Consider the following 18983-nt stretch of genomic DNA (forward strand, 5'->3'; position numbering starts at 1 on the left):
TTAATTATCATTTTTTTAAATTAACTATTAGCAATTAAAATAATGCTTATAATATGAAAATACTCGTTACAGGAGCAGCAGGGTTTATAGGATTTCACATGTGTAAAAAATTACTAAGTGAGGGCTATGAAGTTGTTGGTTTAGATAATATTAACGACTATTATGAAGTTGAATTAAAATATGCCAGACTTAAAGAATTAGGTATTTTAAAACAGGAGGCTAAACAATTTAATAGCTTAAGTATATCTACAACCTCAGAAGGGTTTTCATTTGTTCGACTATCTCTTGAAGACCGTGAAAATTTACCATTACTTTTTGAAACACATAAATTTGATGTGGTGTGTAATTTAGCAGCTCAAGCTGGAGTCCGTTACAGTTTAGAAAACCCAGAATCTTATATTGATAGCAACGTGGTAGGCTTTTTAAATATTCTAGAATGTTGCCGACACAACAACATAAAACATTTACTTTATGCAAGTAGTTCCAGCGTGTATGGTGAGAACGAAAAAATTCCATTTTCTGTTACAGATTCTGTAGATCACCCTATTAGTTTGTATGCAGCAACTAAAAAGAGTAACGAACTAATGGCTTACACATATAGTCATTTATACAACATACCTACAACAGGTTTGAGGTTTTTTACCGTGTATGGACCTTGGGGTAGACCAGACATGGCACTCTTTTTATTTACAAGAGCAATAGACAAGGGAGAATCGATAAAGGTTTTCAATCATGGTAACATGAGTAGAGATTTTACTTATATAGATGACATTATTAAAGGTATTCAAATTGTATTAAATAATCCACCAAATAGAACAGGAGAAAATAAATCAGTGCCGTATAGGTTATCAAATATTGGTAATGGAAGCCCAGAATCATTAGGAGATTTTATAGCGGCTATAGAGCTAAGTTTAGGAAGGACTGCAAAAAAAGAGTTTTTTCCTATGCAGCCTGGTGATGTACCACGAACTTGGGCAGATGTCTCCGAATTAGAAAAAATGGGTTATAAAAGTAAAGTAAATATTAAGGAGGGCGTTCAGAAATTTGTAGAATGGTATAAAGCATATAATAAATAAGTATTTTTATTAAGAATAATAGATGTCTAACAACAAGATAAAAAGCATAATAAAGAAGATTATTTTTCCTATAAGGTTTAACTTACGACAGTTAATTGGAGGAAATAGAATGAAGCCTAGTTTTATTATAGTGGGTGCACAAAAGGCAGGTACAACTTCTTTATATAAATATTTGGTCCAACATCCCGAAATTGAATCAACTTTATTAAAAGAAGTACATTATTTTGATTTGAATTTTAATAAACCATTGTCTTGGTATCAATCTTTTTTTCCTTTAAAAAGAAATAATAGTCATATTACAGGCGAGGCTTCACCATATTATATGTTTCATCCACTTGCAATTAAAAGGATAGCTGCGTATAATCCGGATATGAAAATAATAGTTTTATTAAGGGATCCAGTAAGTAGAGCCATTTCTCACTATTACCACGAGGTTAGGCTGGGTAGAGAAGAATTAGGAATGAAAGTAGCCTTTGAAGAAGAAAACAAAAGACTAGAAGGTGAATTAGAAAAATTTAAGAACAACCCTTATTATAGGGGCAATAAATATCAAAGATACTCCTATAAATCAAGAGGAATATATGTTGATCAAATTAATGAGATTAAAGCATGTTTTAAAGAGGATAATATTAAGATAATTGATAGTAAGGATTTCTTTAAACAAACTAAAGGCACAGTAAGAGACGTTTTAAGTTTTATAGGCGTCGATCCTAAATTTGAGATAAAAACTGGAAAAAGATTTAATGTTGGAAATTATGTAAAAGATCCGGATGAAGAACAAGTATATACAGAATTAAAAGCGTATTATAAAGAACCTAACGCGACCCTCTATAACGCTATAGGAAAGCGTTTTGATTGGGATTAGACAAAATGACTTATGTCAAAAAATTTAAAAAATAAAACGTTTACAGGGTTCCTTTGGTTACTTGCGGGTAGTAGCTCGCAAACGATTTTACAGGTTTTAGTTCTATCAGTTTTAGCACGACTTGTTGTTCCTGAAGAATTTGGAGTAATTAGTATTGCAACTATATTTCATGGATTTTCAAAAATATTTTCCCAACTCGGTATGGGAGCAGCCATAGTTCAAAAAAAAGTAATCACAAAAAAACACATTAGAACCGCATACACTACATCTTTATTTATAGGTGTTTTTTTTTGTATTTTAACACTACTTTTTTCTAATAATGTTGCTGCATATTTTGAGATGCCAGAACTTTCAAGAGTTTTAAAATTTATTTCTATAATATTTATAATAGATAGTTTTATTTCTGTTTCTCAATCGTTGCTTCAACGTAATTTAAGAATGAAATTTTTTGCATTAACAGAATTAATCTCTTATCTAGTTGGATTTGGTATTGTAGGAGTATCACTTGCGTTTATGGGTTATGGTATGTATGCTTTAGTTTACGCATACATAGTTCAGGCTTTAACAAGAGCGATCATGGTATCTTATTTAGAGCCTCATTCTATCATGCCATTTTTTGACACAAAAAGTTTTAAAGAACTATTTTTCTTTGGAAGTGGACATACCATTGCTAAAACTGCCAATTATTTTGCTGGTCAAGGAGACAACTTAGTTGTTGGTAAAATGTTAAGTGCTACAGATTTAGGCTATTACAGTCGCGCTTATCAACTAATGGTAGCACCTGTTGCTTTAATAGGCCAGTCTTTAAACATAGTTTTGTTTCCTGCTCTTGCCTCAATACAAACAGATATGGAGAAAGTTAAAAAAGCATACTATAAGTCAACTCAGCTTGTAGCTTATGCTTCTTTACTTATTTCAGCTATTTTGTTTGTAAACGCAAAAGAAATTGTTTTGATTTTACTTGGTAATAATTGGCTAAATGTTATAGTTCCATTTCAGATTTTAGCCGTAGGTACTTTATTTAGAATGAGTTATAAAATAAGTGACTCTTTAATAAAGGCTCTTGGAGACGTACACAAAAGAGCTATAATTCAAATAATATATGCTATTTGTGTTTTTACATTTTCTTATATAGGTCATTTTTGGGGTGTTGAAGGAGTTGCTTTTGGAGTATTAACAGCAATTTTTTTTAATTTTATTTTTATGACTCATTTAAGCCTATTGCAATTCAAAGATACTTGGTCTAAGTTTATTAAATTACACTTAAAACCATTAATTCTGTCTGTTTTTGTTTTTATTTTTGCTTACACGACTCTATATGTTTTAAGATCATTTGAACTAAATATTATAGTCACTGAAATTATATACTTACTATTGGTATTGAGTTTTTTATTAATCGTAGCTTTGCGTTTTAAGGGTGTTTTAGGAATTTCGGATGAAATAAATGCAGTGATTAAAAAAATTGGAAAGAAAAAGTAATGAAGCATATTTTTATAACAGGATGTCCACGTAGCGGAACAACAATGCTTGCAAGTATGCTTGGAAATAAAAGTATTTGTGTGGCTACACCTGAATCGGACTTTTTTGTGGATTTTATATATAAATATTTACCTAAAAAGACCGATTCAGTACAAACTTCAGATTATGTTGAGTACTTAAATAATAACTATCGGTTTAAGCAATGGAACATTGATGCGAATAATATTAAGAATCTTCCTGAAAAAGTAAGCTTTTCAAACCTAAACTATTTAATAGAAAACACCGTTAATTTATTTGCTACTACACATTTTAAAGTATCAAAAAATGAGTTTGTAAGAATAGACCATACACCAAGTAGTATAAAAAATTTTTATGTATTAAATGAGCTGTTTCCAGATTCTAAGTTTATTTTTATTATAAGAGACCCAAGAGCTGTATATGCTTCAGTAAAAGATTTAGATTGGGGAGCTAACACACCATTAAGATTAAGTGAAATATGGAATGAATATACAAACCATTATTTTTCATTAGAAAAACTATTTCCTAATAGGATATGCTTAATAAGATATGAGGATATTTTAACAAACCCAATATTGCATATAAAAAAAGTATGCGAATTTTCGAAAATTGATTATGATGACTCCATGCTTGAAGCTACTGGGTTTAAGATTCCTGGTTACACAGCTTCTCAGCATAGATTAGTTGGAAAAAAATTGGACCTAAATAGAATTGAAAAATGGAAAAATGAACTTAAATTAGAAGATATTTTAATTATTGAATCAAAATGTAGATATAATATGAATGCATTTGGTTATAACATATCTCAAGATAATAATTTCAGAGTAGGTTTTAAAGAAAAAGTAAAGATGATATTTATCGAAATGTATTTCTATATAAAGAATAAGATTAGAAAGAAAAAAAGGGAAAAAAAGGCATAAAAAGAGTTGTAATGGAAAACATGAAGGTTAATATGTCATTTCTTTTCTTATTATTAATAAGTGTTGCTTGCAAACCCAAAACAGACTTATATTTAGAGAGAGGATTGGACATATTAAGTAATACAAAAGAAGTCAATTTCAATATATTTAAAGGAATCACTATCAATGAAATTGGAGTAATTAGAGACCAAAAAGAAGGCATTAAAACTTTAGTTTTTAAACTAGATGAGGATACATCAAAAGAAGCTTTTAATAATGATAATATTTTTGGAATAAGAGTGTGGATTATTGATGATAATAAAAATAAAAGAATTGAAAATTGGGATTTTAATCCGAAACTAACCCAAGTAAAAAAATATAAATACATAACAAAAGAAATCAAAATTAAAGAAGATCAAATAAAGAAAATGAAAATTTATATGTTCAACGAGATAGATGGTGAAAAACACAAAATAGGAGACTCTTTAATGTTAAACAAAGTAAATACTTATAATGACTGATAACAAACCCCTAATAGCATTAGTAACACCTCTAAAAGATGAAAAAGAGAATATTGATAGATTCCTCAAGACTTTAGAGAACCAATCTATTGCTATAAAATGTTTAGTCATTGTAGAAAATGACAGTACAGATGGAAGCAAAGAATATTTAAATAAAATTGCTTCAATAAAAAATGTAGAACATTTTAAAGTAATCAATATTAATTTTGAAGACACGTCATATCGCGTAGGAAAAAAATATGCCACTATTATAGATACAGGGTTTCAATACCTAAAGGAGCAATTATTTTTTGATTCATTAGATTATATAGGTATTTTAGATTGTGACGTGTTTCCTGAGCAAGAATATTATTATAAATTAACAATGTTTTTAAATGAGAATCCAACAATTGGAATCTCTAGTGGATTAACCTATACAGAAGAAGGTAAATTACATATCGCAGACCCAAACTTTGTTAGAGGCAATAGTAGGCTTTGGAAAAAAGAATGTTTTCAAGATGCAGGCTATCTTATTGCATATACAGCAGATACTGTTTCTTTAGCTTTAGCACATTTAAAAGGATGGAAAACCGAGACATTAAAATCAGCTAAAGTTGTTTCGAGAGAGATAGATGTTAGGTTGTCAAACCCACAGAGCAAAGGATATCATGCCTATTTTAGAGGCCATACTTTGTTTTATACTATTTTTAAATTTCTTCACTATACATTTGTAAAACAGAATTTTAAAACGGGATATACATTTTTTATGGGCTATATTAAAAGTGCTATAAATAGAAAACCACGAATAGAAGATACTAAATTAAGAAAATATTTTAGATATTATATGTTCAACAAATTAATCCATAAATATTAAAAGTGAATGTAATTATAATACTTATTTGTTTTTTTTTAGCAGGCTTTTTTCATCAAGGGCTGTACATTATCATTCCATTTGTTTCTTTATTTTATATTTCTACCCAAAAAGAATCTAAATTATCCTTAAACCCAATCAGTAAGATTTATTTATCTGTTCTTTTAGTTGTTTTAGGTTTTTTTGTTGTCCAATCCATATTGTACTTTGATATTAAGGTTTTTTCTATAAAAGGGTGGCTTCGATTTGTAGCTTACTTTTTATTTGCGGTGTTGATTTCTTATTTAAGAAAGGATGATATTAAGTATTTTTTTATCATTATCATTTTTTACTTTCTATTAACTATTCCAATAGGTTTTTATCAGGTTTTAAATTGGGACTGGGAACGATATCAAAATGTATTTGATCACTCTAATCATTTAGCATATGTATTGACAATGTGCATTTATTTTTTGGTTTTTCACAATCCATTTAAAAAGAAAATTGTTAAAAACATTTGTTTAATAGGTTTATTCGTGTCTTTAATACTTACAAAATCAACAGGTGGTTTGCTAGTTCTTTTGGTCTTATTAGGCTATAATTCACTGAAATCAAAAAGAATATCTTTAGTAAAGAAATTAACTTTTATACTATTACTTATAATAGCAATTGTATTAGCATTAAACTTTTCAGAAAAAATCGCCTATCAATTGCAATCAATTGATTTTTTAACTTGGGAATTTGTAAAAGAAAGAATTGAAACTTATACTATAGATGGTGTTAATAGGGCTGGTGGTTATGGCTCTTTTGTTTGGCGAATAATATTTTGGTCTAAACTAATGCTTACCTTTTTTTCAGAACCTTTTCTGCATATAATTTTTGGGATTGGCGTGGACCATTTAACAAAAGGGTTTATGCCTTATGAATTTATGGATAAAGATCCTCATAACGATTTTGTTAAAGTATTACTTGAGTATGGTGTATTAGGATTGTTGTTGTTTTTAAGATTTTTTAGAAAAATATATAAAGTAATGAACAAAAACTTTAATATTATTATTTTAATGGTTGTACCAATGTTTTTTGGTAACGCCATAGTGAATTACCCTTTTAACTTGACTTTAATTTTAATTTTAATTTATGAGTATAAACAAAATTATAATAAAAGCAACTAATCTTTTTTTAATACTATTTGTTCTCTTTACTGTTCTTCCTGTAAAATTAAACTATAGTAGTATTACAATTATTCTTTTAACAGTATTAAGTGTACTAAACTTATTATATTCTAAAAAAATAAATTTAAAATCAGCTAAACTTTATATTTTTATTATTAGCATTCCACTTGTTATTTATTTATTAGGCCTAATAAACACTTCAAACATAAACCATGGTTTTACTTTTTTGGCAAAGAGTATGAGCTTTTTAGCTTTTCCACTAATTTTTTTTAGTCTTGGGAAATACATTGATCAATTAAAATTATATAAGACATTTCTTTTAGGTCTCGCACTAACAAATCTATATTTAATCTATTTGTTTTTTTACTATTTTAATTTTGGCACTAAGTTTTATATGATTGTTACTTTGGATGTTTATCATTCAACTTATCTAGGCATGTACAATCTATTAGCTTATTGGATTTGTTTCGACTTCTTTATTAAAAAAAGTAAAAAGATCTATTTATTCTTAGCAATGTTTTTTATTTTTTGTGCCATACTAACTTCAGCAAGAATAATATTTATTCTTTCTATATTATCCATCGGTGCATCCATACTACTTATAATTAAATCTAATACAAAAAGGGTCATTGCACTTCTTTTAGTAACTTTAATTGGCATTACTCTTTTAGTATCCATTCCTTCCATTAAGCAAAAATTTAATCAATTTTTAGAAATAGAACAAATAGGGTTTGATAGAAATAACTACCAAAATATATCGTCTCGATTTGGTAAAATTGAAGCTTCTATAGAAGTCATAAAAAATAATTTTTGGTTTGGTACAGGTACAGGTGATGTTAAGGACGAACTTGTAAAAGAATATAAAAAAATGAACTTTGTAATGGGCTATAAATACAGATATAACCCTCATAATCAGTTTTTAGAAAGCTGGGTTAGAAATGGATTAATTGGTGGTAGTATCTGTTTGTTGTCTGTTTATTTTTTACCAATGTATGTATCCATACGTAAAAAAAACATGCTTTTAACAACGTTTGTATTTATTATATGTGGAGTTAGTTTAACAGAATCAATTTTAGATTTGCATAAAGGCATAACCTTTTATGTGTTTTTTGTAACCTTAATGATGAATTCGATTATTCAAGATCAAGAAGTCTCTCATTCCTAACCCTTTATGTTCTGATACAGTTTATGAAAAAACCTTAACTTCAAAATAAGCCTTTTCCAAGATTAAATAAGCTGTAGATAATATACAAAATCACATATTATACTTGTTAACAAATTGTGACTATGTAAACCGATTTTTAAGTGATTACAAAATGTTAATGAAATTGATATTATTGAATTTGTTTTAATAATCAATTTGTTGCTTTAGGTTTGTCAAAAAATGAAAATTCTTAATCCAAAAAAAGAGCTATAATAAATGCGACTAATATTGTTTAGAGGATAGGTGATGGTTTTGATATTGTTTCTGGTAAAGTCACATGCGCTAAGATAGATACAAAATTATAGCTTAAAGTAGATTTTTTAAATATACTAAGCTAATGAGAGAGCGTTTTTTGATTGGTAATAATAAGTTTATTATCCTTATTACCATAGAAACTTTGTTTAAGTAATAAGGGCATTCTTTTTATAATAACAGCTTTAATGTACAGTTTTTCAACTTACTTTCTTATTTTTGTGTAGAAAAACATTTAATGAAGAATCTTATACAATAGTACGAGAAGTTTCCGTTAAATTTATTAAAAAGAAGAAAATGGATAAAATAAAAAAAATTGAAGAGATTGTATTAGAGTGTTTAATTAACTTTGGTAAAGAAGAAAAGATAAGTAATTTTGAAAATCCCAGTAAAAAAACAAAAATACAAGAAGCTGTAGACAGTATGGATTTAGTTGTTCTTTCTGTTGATATGGAAGAGAAGTATGCTGAAATTTTCGGAAATGAAGTTAAAATTTTAAATGAGGAAGAAGCTAATTTCTTAAATAATTTTAAAGATGTAGAAACGCTTGTTGAATATATTAATTCATTATAATGTCAGCATCAATAAAACAAATAGAATATTTTCTGCCCGATAAAGTACTTTCTAATGAAGATTTACAACAGGAATTTCCAGATAGAGATGTAGCCAAAATGGCAAAAAAGATTGGCGTGTTCTCAAGACATATTGTACATGAGACACAAACAGCATTGGATTTGGGGGAAGCGGCATGTAAGAAATTATTTGAAACTTATGATAAAAACAAAATAGATTTCATTGTTTTATGTACGCAAAGTCCTGACTATCACTTACCAACCTCTGCTTGCTTGTTGCAAAATAGATTAGGGTTGTCTGAAAAAGTTGGAGCCTTTGATATTAATCAGGGATGTTCCGGTTTTGTATACAGTTTAACTATTGCTAAAGGATTTATTTCTGCTGGTATAGCTAATAATGTATTACTCGTAATGGCTGAAACATATTCAAAACACTTAAATCCAAAAGACTTAGGTAATAGAATGATTTTTGGAGATGGAGCTTCTGCTATTGTTGTAGAAAAGAGTGAAAGTCAAATGATAGGAGACTTTGTTTTAGGGACAAATGGAGATGGTTATGAGAATTTAATAGTCCCAAATGGAGGTATGAAATGTCGCTATGATCATAATGCAGAAGTTATAATTGGAAATAGAAATGATGAAAGAACAGCGAATGATTTATACATGAATGGTTCTGAAATATTCTATTTTGTAAGTAAGCAAATCCCTGGAGTAGTAGATCAAACTTTAATAAAAAATAAGCTTGGACAATCTGATATTGATTTTTTTATTTTTCACCAAGCTAACGAATATATGATAAGCTTTTTGACTAAAAAGCTAAAAATAAGTAAAGACAAGTATTATAATAATATTGATGATTTAGGAAACACAGTTTCGTCAACCATTCCAATTGCTTTAAAAAGATGTATGGTTAAAGGTCTTGTAAAAAAAGGAGATAAGATTATGTTGTGTGGTTTTGGTGTAGGTTACTCTTGGGCTTCTGTAATTATTGAGCTTTAAAAGTTTAATATGAAAGATAGATTAACAGTTTTTTTTATTAACCTTTTTTCTAGTGATTTAAAAAATAAGATTAAGCACAAGATTATTAATTTCAAAAATAAATATCCAAAAGTTATTGTTTTTTTTAATGGAAGCTTCACTACTAATGATTTAACTTTAGAAATAGAGAGAAAACTTGGAAAAGATCCTTTTGATTTTTTAATGATTCATAGCTCAATTAACAATTTAATGCCAATGTATAAAGGCAATATTAAAGAGCTGTTGGATGCTTTGATAAAGTACTCAGAATTGAAAGGAATCACACTAGTTATGCCGGTTTTCACACTTGGTAAAAAAAACTCTGGTATAGAGAAGTACTATTCAAAAAAGAATATATTCAATGTTGATAAAACACCCACAACAGTTGGGCTTTTAAATGAGTTATTTAGAAGAAAAAGAGGCGTTTTAAGAAGTATTCATCCAACACACAGTATAGCTGCTTATGGCACCAAAGCAGAAGAACTTACAGCTAACCACCATAAAAGTGATACTCCCTTTGGTAGAAATACTCCTTTTGGAATTATGGACTCCTATAATACTAAAATATTAGGTCTAGGTGTTTATTATTATAGAAATCTAACACATGTTCATGTAGCTGAAGACTTATTAAAAGAAAATTTCCCCTTTCCTATTGAAAGGAAATATAATATTATTCCTGTTACTTTAATTAGTAAAGATGAATCTACCTTATATAATTTGAAATGTTATACAGACTCATTATCCAACAGCAGAGACTTAACAATTTTAAAGAAATATATGAACGAATCCAATTTGAGCCAGTGGAATTATAAAGGGGTTCCTATGTTTTTAGCAAATGCAAGTGCTGTTACCAATACGTTGATAGAAATAGCTAAAGAAGGAAAAAGTATCTATAAAAAATAAAGAATGAATATTTATGTTACTCTAGATTATGAGCTTTTCTTTGGTGATTCAGGAACTCCTGAAAAATGTATAATAGAGCCTACTAACAAGCTAATTGAAATTGCTAATAAACACAATTTCAAATGTGTTTTTTTTGTTGACTCAGGGTATTTAATCAAACTAAAAGAATTTAAACACAAATACCCAAAATTGGAGAAAGATTACCGTTTAGTTATTAATCAAATAAAGGAACTTTCAGATATGGGACATGATATCCAACTACATGTCCATCCACATTGGGAGGATACAACTTATAGTGAAGATGGTTGGAATTTTGACCTTTCAAGATATCGATTGGATGCATTTTCAGAAAACCAAATCACAGATATTTTTTTTAGATATAAGTCGGTTTTAGAAGAAATAACTGGTAAAAAAATAAATAGTTACAGAGCGGGTGGATGGTGCATACAACCTTTTGAAAAGCTTAAAAAAGCTTTTTTAGCATGTGGTTTAAAAATAGATAGCACTGTTTTTTTTAAAGGAAAAAATTCAACAAAAGCGCAATGGTATGATTTTGAAACAGCTAAGGATTTGGATCTTTGGAGATTTTCAGATAACCCATGTATAGAAGATAAAAAAGGGATGTTTTTAGAAATCCCTATTGCGAGCACAAAAGTTTCACCTTTGTTTTTCTGGAAGTTTGTATTTATTAAGAAAAGTGGTTTAAAAAAACATCAGACATATGGAAATGGTTTTGCATCACCAACTTCAAATAATCAAATAAAAAGATTGTTAACTAAATCTTCTTTTTCTGTTGTTTCAATGGATGGATATAAGGTGTCTTTACTTAACAAAGCGTATAATACTTATTTGAAAAAAGGCAAATTAAATTTTGTAATAATTGGGCACCCAAAAGCATTTACTGATTATTCTCTAAATAAGTTTGATAAATTTATAAGTGATAAATTGAAAAAAAACGATTCAGTTTTGATATTTAGTAAGGTTAGTTTATAATTTTTAATGTAATTATTCTAAAGAGTTTTCTTAAACAGAATGAACAAAATTAAAATACTTAATACAACGATTCATAATCTAAGCATGCAGGAAACTTTGCAAGATATTGAACGTGTAATAGAATCAAAAAAGCAATTGCACCATGTGGTGGTTAATGCTGGAAAGATTGTTGCCATGCAGGACGATTTGCAATTGCGCAAAAGTGTTAACGAAAGCAACCTTATTAATGCCGATGGACAAGCAGTAGTATGGGCTTCAAAAATATTAGGTAAACCCTTAAAAGAGCGTGTGGCAGGAATAGATTTAATGGTTAACCTTGTAGAGTTAGCTGCTAAAAATAATTATAAAATATTCTTTTTAGGAGCAAAAGAAGAAGTTGTTAAAACGGTTGTCAATGTTTATACAGACCAATACTCTTCAAATATTATTGCTGGTTATAGAAACGGATATTTTAAAAAAGATGAAGAACAAGAGATTGCAAAACAAATTTCTAATAGTGGTGCAAATATCTTATTTGTCGCCATAAGTTCTCCAACAAAAGAAAACTTTTTATACGAAAACAAAACCTTACTTAAGGGTGTTAACTTTGTTATGGGTGTTGGTGGTAGTTTTGATGTTGTTTCTGGTAAAGTAAAACGTGCACCAATCTGGATGCAAAACTGTGGCTTAGAATGGTTTTATAGGTTTGTACAAGAACCTAAGCGTATGTGGAAACGTTACTTGGTTGGGAACACAAAATTTATTTTATTAGTTATTAAAGAACGCTTTACAAAACAATAAGTATTTCCTTGTTTTGTATGAACTTAAAAACGTATTCTTTTAGAATAATAATTTAAGAGTCTATTTTTTCAACTTACTTTCCTATTTTTGTTGCATAAAGCAATTTAAATGAAAATTAAAAATATCTGTTGTATCGGTGCAGGTTATGTTGGTGGACCCACCATGGCTGTCATAGCTCAAAAATGTCCACATATAAAAGTTACAGTTGTAGACATCAATGAAGCAAGAATAGCAGCCTGGAACGATAAAGACTTAAGCAAATTACCAGTTTTTGAACCAGGATTAGATGACATTGTAAAAGGAGCTAGAGATAGAAACCTCTTTTTTTCAACTGATGTCGATAAAGCTATTGACGAAGCAGAAATGATATTCATATCGGTAAACACCCCAACTAAAACATATGGGAAAGGTAAAGGTATGGCTGCAGATTTAAAGTATATTGAATTATGTGCCCGCCAGATAGCACGTGTTTCAAAAACTGATAAAATTGTCGTTGAAAAATCAACGTTACCTGTGCGAACTGCTTCAGCAATTAAAAGTATTTTGGATAATACCGGAAACCATGTACAGTTTCAAATATTATCTAATCCCGAGTTTTTAGCCGAAGGAACAGCAGTTCCAGATCTATTAAATCCAGATCGTGTATTAATTGGTGGTGATACAACTCCTGAAGGTGCAATAGCTGTGAACGCCTTAGTTGAGGTTTATGAAAACTGGGTGCCTAGAGCACAAATTTTAACAACCAATGTATGGTCCTCTGAATTGTCTAAACTAACGGCAAATGCCTTTTTAGCACAACGTGTTTCGTCTATTAATGCCATGTCTGAACTTTGCGAAAAAACAGGTGCTGATGTTGATGAAGTGGCTAAGGCCATTGGAATGGATAGTAGAATTGGACCTAAATTTTTAAAAGCTTCAGTAGGTTTTGGAGGGTCTTGTTTTCAAAAAGACATCCTCAACCTGGTTTATATAGCAAAAAGCTATGGTTTAGATAAGGTTGCTGATTACTGGGAGCAAGTAATTATTATGAATAACCATCAAAAGCAAAGGTTTTCTGATAACATTGTTAATACCTTGTACAATACGGTTTCTGGAAAAAAAATAACATTCTTAGGTTGGGCATTTAAAAAAGATACGAATGATACTCGTGAATCAGCAGCTATAAATGTAGCCGATAATTTACTAAGTGAACAAGCTGAAATCTCAGTTTACGACCCAAAAGTAGTAGCTGAAAGAATTTATGCAGATTTAGATTATTTAAATACAAGAACAGAAGAAGAGAATAAACGCCTACTTAAGGTGTCTAAAGACCCATACCAGGCTTGTAATCAGTCTCATGCTATTGCTGTTTTAACAGAATGGGATGAATTTACAACCTACGATTGGGAAAGAATTTATAAAAACATGAAAAAGCCTGCTTTTGTTTTTGATGGAAGAGGTATATTAGATCAAGAAACATTAGAAAATATAGGTTTTGTATATTATAAAATTGGAAGTGGCGTAGAATAAATAGTAACTTGTAAAGAATTTAAATTGGAAAAGGAAAAGGTATTAATAACAGGAGCTGCAGGATTTCTAGGATCTCATTTATGTGATAAATTTATAAACGAAGGATTTCAAGTTATTGGAATGGATAATTTTATTACTGGAGACCAAAAAAATATTCAGCATTTATTGGTTAACCCTAATTTTCAATTTATTGAGCACGATGTTACTGAGTTTATTAAAATTGATGGGAGATTAGATTATATATTACATTTTGCTTCTCCAGCAAGTCCAATAGATTATTTAAAAATACCTATTCAAACACTTAAAGTTGGTTCTTTAGGCACTCATAACTTATTAGGTCTTGCTAAAGCTAAAAAAGCTAGAATTTTAATCGCTTCAACTTCAGAAGTATATGGAGATCCTTTAGTACATCCTCAAAGTGAAGATTATTACGGTAATGTAAACACTATTGGTCCTAGAGGAGTTTATGACGAGGCTAAAAGATTTCAAGAATCCATTACCATGGCATACCATAGATTTCATGGGTTAGAAACAAGAATTGTGCGTATTTTTAATACCTATGGACCACGAATGAGACTGAATGATGGTCGTGTAATTCCTGCTTTTATGGGGCAAGCCTTAAGAGGCGAAGATTTAACAATCTTTGGTGACGGATTACAAACAAGATCTTTTTGTTATGTAACAGATCAAGTAGATGGAATTTATAAACTTTTATTTAGTAATTATTCGAATCCTGTAAATATTGGGAATCCCCATGAAATTACAATTAAAGATTTTGCTGAAGAAATTATTAAACTTACTGGAACAGATCAAAAAGTAACTTATAAAGACCTTCCAAAAGACGACCCATTACAGAGGCAACCAGATATATCATTGGCTAAAAAACTTTTAGGCTGGGAACCTAAAGTGGAAAGAGAAGAAGGTATGCTTAAAACGTTTAACTATTTTAAAAATCTTACCGAAGACGAATTATATAAAAGCGAACACAAAGACTTTACAAAGCATATAAAAAAATAGTGACTACATTTAAACAAGGACGATATTCAGGTTATTTAAAGCACATTTCTTACTTAATTGATTTAAGTATTATAAATGGACTAGCTATATTGTATTTTTTTACAACAGTAGATCCAATAAAATTTATAATTCTAATTTCATCTGCATGGATCGTTTTATCTATTTACTCAAAATTTTATGAAGTTTATAGATATTCAAGAGAAATAAACATTGCTGCTTTAATTCTAAAGCAATTAGGTTTATTTACGTTGCTCATGTTTGCTTTTTCTGGTTTAAATCATGAATTAGATATTCAACCTTTAGTTATTTTAAAATACACAGTCGCTTCATTATTTTTAATAGGTTTATCTAAATTCACACTTTATTATTTACTTCAAAAATACCGAACAACTTTTGGGGGAAATTATAGAATAACTGCTATAATAGGTAAAAACAAACAAACAACAGCTTTAGAGAGTTTCTTTCAAAACAACCCAGAATATGGTTATATCCATAAAAAAACATTTAACACTAAAGACAAAGAAGGTTTTAGTTTAGAAGCATGTTTTAATTTTATTGCTAAAGAATCAATTGATGAAATATATTGTTCTATTTCTGAGCTTTCAAATTCTCAGGTTTATAAAATAATTGACTTTGCAGATAACAATTTAAAAATCCTTAAGTTCTTACCTGACAATAAAGACATTCATTCTAAGAAGCTTAAATATGAATATTACGACTACATCCCTGTATTATCATTAAGAAATATACCCTTAGAAGATTCTGTTAATCAGTTTATAAAAAGATCATTCGATATTTTATTTTCATCTTTAGTTATTATTTTTTTGTTATCCTGGCTCACTCCATTGATAGCCATATTGATAAAATTAGAATCTAAAGGTCCTGTGTTTTTTAAACAATCAAGAAATGGCTTTAACTACAAAGAATTCGATTGTTATAAATTTAGATCTATGATGCCAAATAAAGAAGCGCATTTGTATCAAGCGACACGTGGAGATCTAAGAATTACTAAAATTGGTAAATTTATTAGAAAGACAAGTATTGACGAATTACCACAGTTTTTTAATGTACTATTTGGAGACATGTCTGTAGTTGGCCCAAGACCTCATATGGTAAGTCATACCAATATGTATGCTAAAAAAATTGATAAATTTATGGTGCGCCATTTTGTGAAACCTGGTATTACCGGTTTAGCTCAAATTAGTGGATTTAGAGGTGAAGTTGAAACAGATAAAGATATTATTGGCCGTGTAAAATACGATATTTTCTATATCGAAAGCTGGTCCCTTTTATTAGACTTTAAAATTATCTTTAAAACCTTTTTAAATGCCGTTAAAGGCGAAGAAAAGGCATATTAAATTAGAGTTTTAATGTGTTTAATTGATTGTTAAAATCAAATTTTTTAAAGGCCGTTTTCTTAATTTTTTCTTTTAATTCTATATTCAAATCAGTTTTTTTAATTGTAGTTAGAGCTCGATTTAACGATTGGTAATCTCCAGCATTTGCAATCCATCCTAATTGATGCTTCTCAACAATATGTTCTCCCTCACCACCTCCAAAATATAATATTGGCAAGCCTAATCTGGCATATTCAAATATTTTTGAAGGAACAGACCCATAAATTCTATTAAGTAGCGGAATGATGGTTAAATCGTATTTTAAAAGAGCTTTGTGTAATTCAATTCTTGAAATTTCTCCATGAAACGTTATTGGTAATTCTGGATGATTTGCTATAAATGTTTCTATTTTACTCTGCTCTGCTCCTGCTCCGTAAATATGAAATTCCAAATTAGAATAATCTAAAGATTCACAGAGTTTAAATATACCTTGAGCCACTCCAAGCAAACCAGCATAAACTAGTTTTATTGGCTCTTCTGTAGGATGACTGATTTCTACTTTAGGAACTACAAAATCTGGGTAATTTCTATATAAAAAGGTTTCTTTTTTAGGAATAATCGACTTGATATGCGTTAATATTTCTTCACTTTGACCTAAAACCAATTGAGCTTTTTTATAGTTGAAACGTTCAATTTTTTCCAGTAATTGATAGCTAAAGTTCTTTTTAAATGCCCCTAATTCTAATCCAGCAATAGGCCATAAATCACTAACATTCAAAATAAGTTTTCGCTTTTTAGATCTTAAAAAAAACATACAAGTAAATGCAACTAATAATGGAGGGGATTGTACAATAACTGTTTTAGGGATTTTATTCCAAATAAAAAACCAAATCAAACTAAAACTATACGAAAGCATGGCAAATAAACGTAAAAACTTATTGTTAGAGTTGCTTGCATAAACCCATAATCTATGGATTGTTATATTGTTTTCAATGCGTGTAAGTTTAAATTTACCTTTATATTCTTGAAAAATTTTACCAGTAGGATAATTAGGTAAAGGTGTAATTACTGAAACGTTATAATGCCGTTTTTGTAACCCATTAGCTAAATGAAACATTCTATTTGAAGCAGCTCCAGTTTCTGGTGGAAAATAACTTGTAATGATTAAAACATCTTTCATTTTAATTTCAAATTAGATTCAATAATTTGTGGTTTTCCAGACTTCGTAGGTTTTATTTCTTTAACGAGTTTAAAAGTGATGTCTAAGCAATTATTTGTTAATGTATTTAGCTTGGACTTTATTTCCAATAATACACTATCATTTAATGTTAAATTGGGTTCTAAAAGGTATTCTATTTCAATGCTCTCTAAGTTATTCTGAATAATTTTATATTGTTTTATGTTTTGATAATATTCCAAAACACCAGTAAAACTATGGACATTAAGCGTAATGCCCTTTGTGGTTTTTACAATATCTGTCTCTCTTCCTACTACTTTCTGTAATAGAGGATAGTTTAAAAGACGTGTATTTGGGTATTGTTCTTTGGGTAATTTTATGGCTAAGTCACCAAGCTTATAACGAATTATTGGCATGGCATAATTGGTTAAACAAGTAACTAAAACGTGACCCATTTGTCCATCGGGTACAGGGCTTCCATAATCGTCTACAATTTCTAAATACACATGGGGAGACATGATGTAATAATAATCTAAATCGTATTTACAAGCCATAAGTAATCCTTCGGCACACCCATAGGTATCAATTATACGGATGTTCTTGCCAAACGCAAGATGGATATTTTCTTTATAATGGTTAAACAGTTTATCGCCAAAACAAATAACACCTTTTACATCAGGAGATATATTGTTTGTCGTACTGGCTTTAGCTAATTCATTAATTACAGAAGGGTATCCAGCAATATAAATAGCTTTTTTTATAGCTATTTTTTGAAGAGTTTCTTTTAATTCTAATTCCGATAAACCAAAAGCTTTCACATAAGTGCATCTATAAAAAATATCTTTTAAACGTTTAACAAAAGAACGGTTTTGTGAAATTCCAAACTGCAACAAAGGGTCACCAATTTGATAACCACTCCAGGTCCACCAATGCGTTTGTAAGGCTCGTAGAAAAAATTTATGATCATGCGTCATATATGTAAACGACTGCACACCTGTACTGCCACTACTATGATGTTTGTCTAGTTTTGAAACATCATATTCCTCTGATAATAAGTCACTAACCCTTTCTCTTAAAATAGATTTTGTTAAAATTGGAAATTCAGAAATTTCAGAAATCTTTAAATTTCTATAGTAAGGTACATGGGTCGTGGCATAGTTTATTAAAATCTGAAGCTTCTCTTTTTCAAGAGTTTTCAGCGCTGCTTCAGATGCTTTATCAAATGTTTTCCAGTGTTTTATATATTTTAAATAATTTCCACCAACCAATGCATCACCAACTGGAAGAATAATTTTGTTTAAAAAGAAACGATAGAAAGCCATGTAAGTAATTACTAAACAGATAGTGTTTATAGAAAACACAA

At 29.3% G+C, this 18983-nt stretch carries 18 protein-coding genes; 16 read left to right on the forward strand and 2 right to left on the reverse strand.

Going from position 1 to position 18983, the window contains the following annotated elements; genetic code table 11:
- The first annotated feature begins 53 nt into the window (after positions 1-53).
- From ACI5KZ_RS04880 to ACI5KZ_RS04955, 16 genes are all read left to right on the forward strand, one after another.
- Positions 54-1076 (forward strand): NAD-dependent epimerase, encoded by a 1023-nt coding sequence (locus tag ACI5KZ_RS04880; protein WP_406847076.1) that lies wholly within the window; start codon positions 54-56, stop codon positions 1074-1076.
- A gap of 22 nt (positions 1077-1098) precedes the next feature.
- The gene (locus tag ACI5KZ_RS04885) at positions 1099-1941 is read left to right on the forward strand and encodes a sulfotransferase family protein (RefSeq protein ID WP_406847077.1); all 843 of its coding nucleotides are present in this window, start codon (positions 1099-1101) and stop codon (positions 1939-1941) included.
- Between the two features lie 12 nt (positions 1942-1953).
- Positions 1954-3420, forward strand: coding sequence for a lipopolysaccharide biosynthesis protein (locus ACI5KZ_RS04890; RefSeq protein ID WP_406847078.1), 1467 nt, complete (start codon positions 1954-1956; stop codon positions 3418-3420).
- Positions 3420-4358: a sulfotransferase family protein gene (locus ACI5KZ_RS04895; RefSeq protein ID WP_406847079.1), complete on the forward strand. Its 939-nt coding sequence runs from the start codon at positions 3420-3422 to the stop codon at positions 4356-4358. Before ACI5KZ_RS04890 ends, ACI5KZ_RS04895 begins: the two co-directional genes overlap by 1 nt.
- An 11-nt stretch (positions 4359-4369) precedes the next feature.
- Positions 4370-4858, forward strand: a complete 489-nt coding sequence (locus tag ACI5KZ_RS04900; RefSeq protein ID WP_406847080.1) for a hypothetical protein — start codon at positions 4370-4372, stop codon at positions 4856-4858.
- Positions 4851-5711 (forward strand): glycosyltransferase, encoded by an 861-nt coding sequence (locus tag ACI5KZ_RS04905; RefSeq protein ID WP_406847081.1) that lies wholly within the window; start codon positions 4851-4853, stop codon positions 5709-5711. The genes ACI5KZ_RS04900 and ACI5KZ_RS04905 overlap by 8 nt, the downstream gene beginning before the upstream one ends.
- Positions 5712-6145: 434 nt before the next feature.
- Entirely contained in the window at positions 6146-6859 is a 714-nt protein-coding gene (locus tag ACI5KZ_RS04910; protein WP_406847082.1) for an O-antigen ligase family protein, read from the forward strand.
- Between the two features lie 394 nt (positions 6860-7253).
- On the forward strand, positions 7254-8024 hold the full coding sequence (locus tag ACI5KZ_RS04915; RefSeq protein WP_406847083.1) for an O-antigen ligase family protein: 771 nt from the start codon (positions 7254-7256) through the stop codon (positions 8022-8024).
- A gap of 588 nt (positions 8025-8612) precedes the next feature.
- Complete coding sequence (locus ACI5KZ_RS04920; protein WP_406847084.1) at positions 8613-8888, forward strand: hypothetical protein; 276 nt, start codon at positions 8613-8615, stop codon at positions 8886-8888.
- Positions 8888-9886, forward strand: a complete 999-nt coding sequence (locus tag ACI5KZ_RS04925; RefSeq protein ID WP_406847085.1) for a 3-oxoacyl-ACP synthase III family protein — start codon at positions 8888-8890, stop codon at positions 9884-9886. The genes ACI5KZ_RS04920 and ACI5KZ_RS04925 overlap by 1 nt, the downstream gene beginning before the upstream one ends.
- A 9-nt stretch (positions 9887-9895) precedes the next feature.
- Positions 9896-10807, forward strand: coding sequence for an AAC(3) family N-acetyltransferase (locus ACI5KZ_RS04930; RefSeq protein WP_406847086.1), 912 nt, complete (start codon positions 9896-9898; stop codon positions 10805-10807).
- A 3-nt stretch (positions 10808-10810) separates the two neighbouring features.
- On the forward strand, positions 10811-11800 hold the full coding sequence (locus ACI5KZ_RS04935) for a hypothetical protein (protein ID WP_406847087.1): 990 nt from the start codon (positions 10811-10813) through the stop codon (positions 11798-11800).
- Between the two features lie 39 nt (positions 11801-11839).
- The gene (locus tag ACI5KZ_RS04940; protein ID WP_406847088.1) at positions 11840-12580 is read left to right on the forward strand and encodes a WecB/TagA/CpsF family glycosyltransferase; all 741 of its coding nucleotides are present in this window, start codon (positions 11840-11842) and stop codon (positions 12578-12580) included.
- Between the two features lie 108 nt (positions 12581-12688).
- The gene (locus ACI5KZ_RS04945) at positions 12689-14089 is read left to right on the forward strand and encodes a UDP-glucose 6-dehydrogenase (RefSeq protein ID WP_109309228.1); all 1401 of its coding nucleotides are present in this window, start codon (positions 12689-12691) and stop codon (positions 14087-14089) included.
- Between the two features lie 24 nt (positions 14090-14113).
- Positions 14114-15106, forward strand: coding sequence for a UDP-glucuronic acid decarboxylase family protein (locus ACI5KZ_RS04950; protein ID WP_109309229.1), 993 nt, complete (start codon positions 14114-14116; stop codon positions 15104-15106).
- Positions 15106-16464: an undecaprenyl-phosphate glucose phosphotransferase gene (locus tag ACI5KZ_RS04955; RefSeq protein ID WP_109309230.1), complete on the forward strand. Its 1359-nt coding sequence runs from the start codon at positions 15106-15108 to the stop codon at positions 16462-16464. The genes ACI5KZ_RS04950 and ACI5KZ_RS04955 overlap by 1 nt, the downstream gene beginning before the upstream one ends.
- 1 nt (position 16465) lies before the next feature.
- Here the strand turns inward: ACI5KZ_RS04955 and ACI5KZ_RS04960 are convergent, their stop codons facing one another.
- Complete coding sequence (locus ACI5KZ_RS04960; RefSeq protein ID WP_109309231.1) at positions 16466-17623, reverse strand: glycosyltransferase family 4 protein; 1158 nt, start codon at positions 17621-17623, stop codon at positions 16466-16468.
- Entirely contained in the window at positions 17620-18981 is a 1362-nt protein-coding gene (locus tag ACI5KZ_RS04965; protein ID WP_406847089.1) for a hypothetical protein, read from the reverse strand. Before ACI5KZ_RS04965 ends, ACI5KZ_RS04960 begins: the two co-directional genes overlap by 4 nt.
- Positions 18982-18983: the final 2 nt, after the last annotated feature.

The sequence above is a fragment of the Xanthomarina sp. GH4-25 genome (assembly GCF_045363175.1).
Taxonomy (GTDB): domain Bacteria; phylum Bacteroidota; class Bacteroidia; order Flavobacteriales; family Flavobacteriaceae; genus Xanthomarina.

What these genes read in the sequence shown, in the direction of transcription:
- ACI5KZ_RS04900 (WP_406847080.1), top strand. Translation starts at nt 4,370, where the DNA reads ATGGAAAACATGAAGGTTAATATGTCATTTCTTTTCTTATTATTAATA.
- ACI5KZ_RS04940 (WP_406847088.1), top strand. Translation starts at nt 11,840, where the DNA reads ATGAACAAAATTAAAATACTTAATACAACGATTCATAATCTAAGCATG.
- ACI5KZ_RS04910 (WP_406847082.1), top strand. Translation starts at nt 6,146, where the DNA reads ATGTGCATTTATTTTTTGGTTTTTCACAATCCATTTAAAAAGAAAATT.
- ACI5KZ_RS04915 (WP_406847083.1), top strand. Translation starts at nt 7,254, where the DNA reads ATGATTGTTACTTTGGATGTTTATCATTCAACTTATCTAGGCATGTAC.
- ACI5KZ_RS04945 (WP_109309228.1), top strand. Translation starts at nt 12,689, where the DNA reads ATGAAAATTAAAAATATCTGTTGTATCGGTGCAGGTTATGTTGGTGGA.
- ACI5KZ_RS04935 (WP_406847087.1), top strand. Translation starts at nt 10,811, where the DNA reads ATGAATATTTATGTTACTCTAGATTATGAGCTTTTCTTTGGTGATTCA.
- ACI5KZ_RS04905 (WP_406847081.1), top strand. Translation starts at nt 4,851, where the DNA reads ATGACTGATAACAAACCCCTAATAGCATTAGTAACACCTCTAAAAGAT.
- ACI5KZ_RS04880 (WP_406847076.1), top strand. Translation starts at nt 54, where the DNA reads ATGAAAATACTCGTTACAGGAGCAGCAGGGTTTATAGGATTTCACATG.
- ACI5KZ_RS04930 (WP_406847086.1), top strand. Translation starts at nt 9,896, where the DNA reads ATGAAAGATAGATTAACAGTTTTTTTTATTAACCTTTTTTCTAGTGAT.
- ACI5KZ_RS04920 (WP_406847084.1), top strand. Translation starts at nt 8,613, where the DNA reads ATGGATAAAATAAAAAAAATTGAAGAGATTGTATTAGAGTGTTTAATT.
- ACI5KZ_RS04885 (WP_406847077.1), top strand. Translation starts at nt 1,099, where the DNA reads ATGTCTAACAACAAGATAAAAAGCATAATAAAGAAGATTATTTTTCCT.
- ACI5KZ_RS04895 (WP_406847079.1), top strand. Translation starts at nt 3,420, where the DNA reads ATGAAGCATATTTTTATAACAGGATGTCCACGTAGCGGAACAACAATG.
- ACI5KZ_RS04890 (WP_406847078.1), top strand. Translation starts at nt 1,954, where the DNA reads ATGTCAAAAAATTTAAAAAATAAAACGTTTACAGGGTTCCTTTGGTTA.
- ACI5KZ_RS04960 (WP_109309231.1), bottom strand. Translation starts at nt 17,623, where the DNA reads ATGAAAGATGTTTTAATCATTACAAGTTATTTTCCACCAGAAACTGGA.
- ACI5KZ_RS04925 (WP_406847085.1), top strand. Translation starts at nt 8,888, where the DNA reads ATGTCAGCATCAATAAAACAAATAGAATATTTTCTGCCCGATAAAGTA.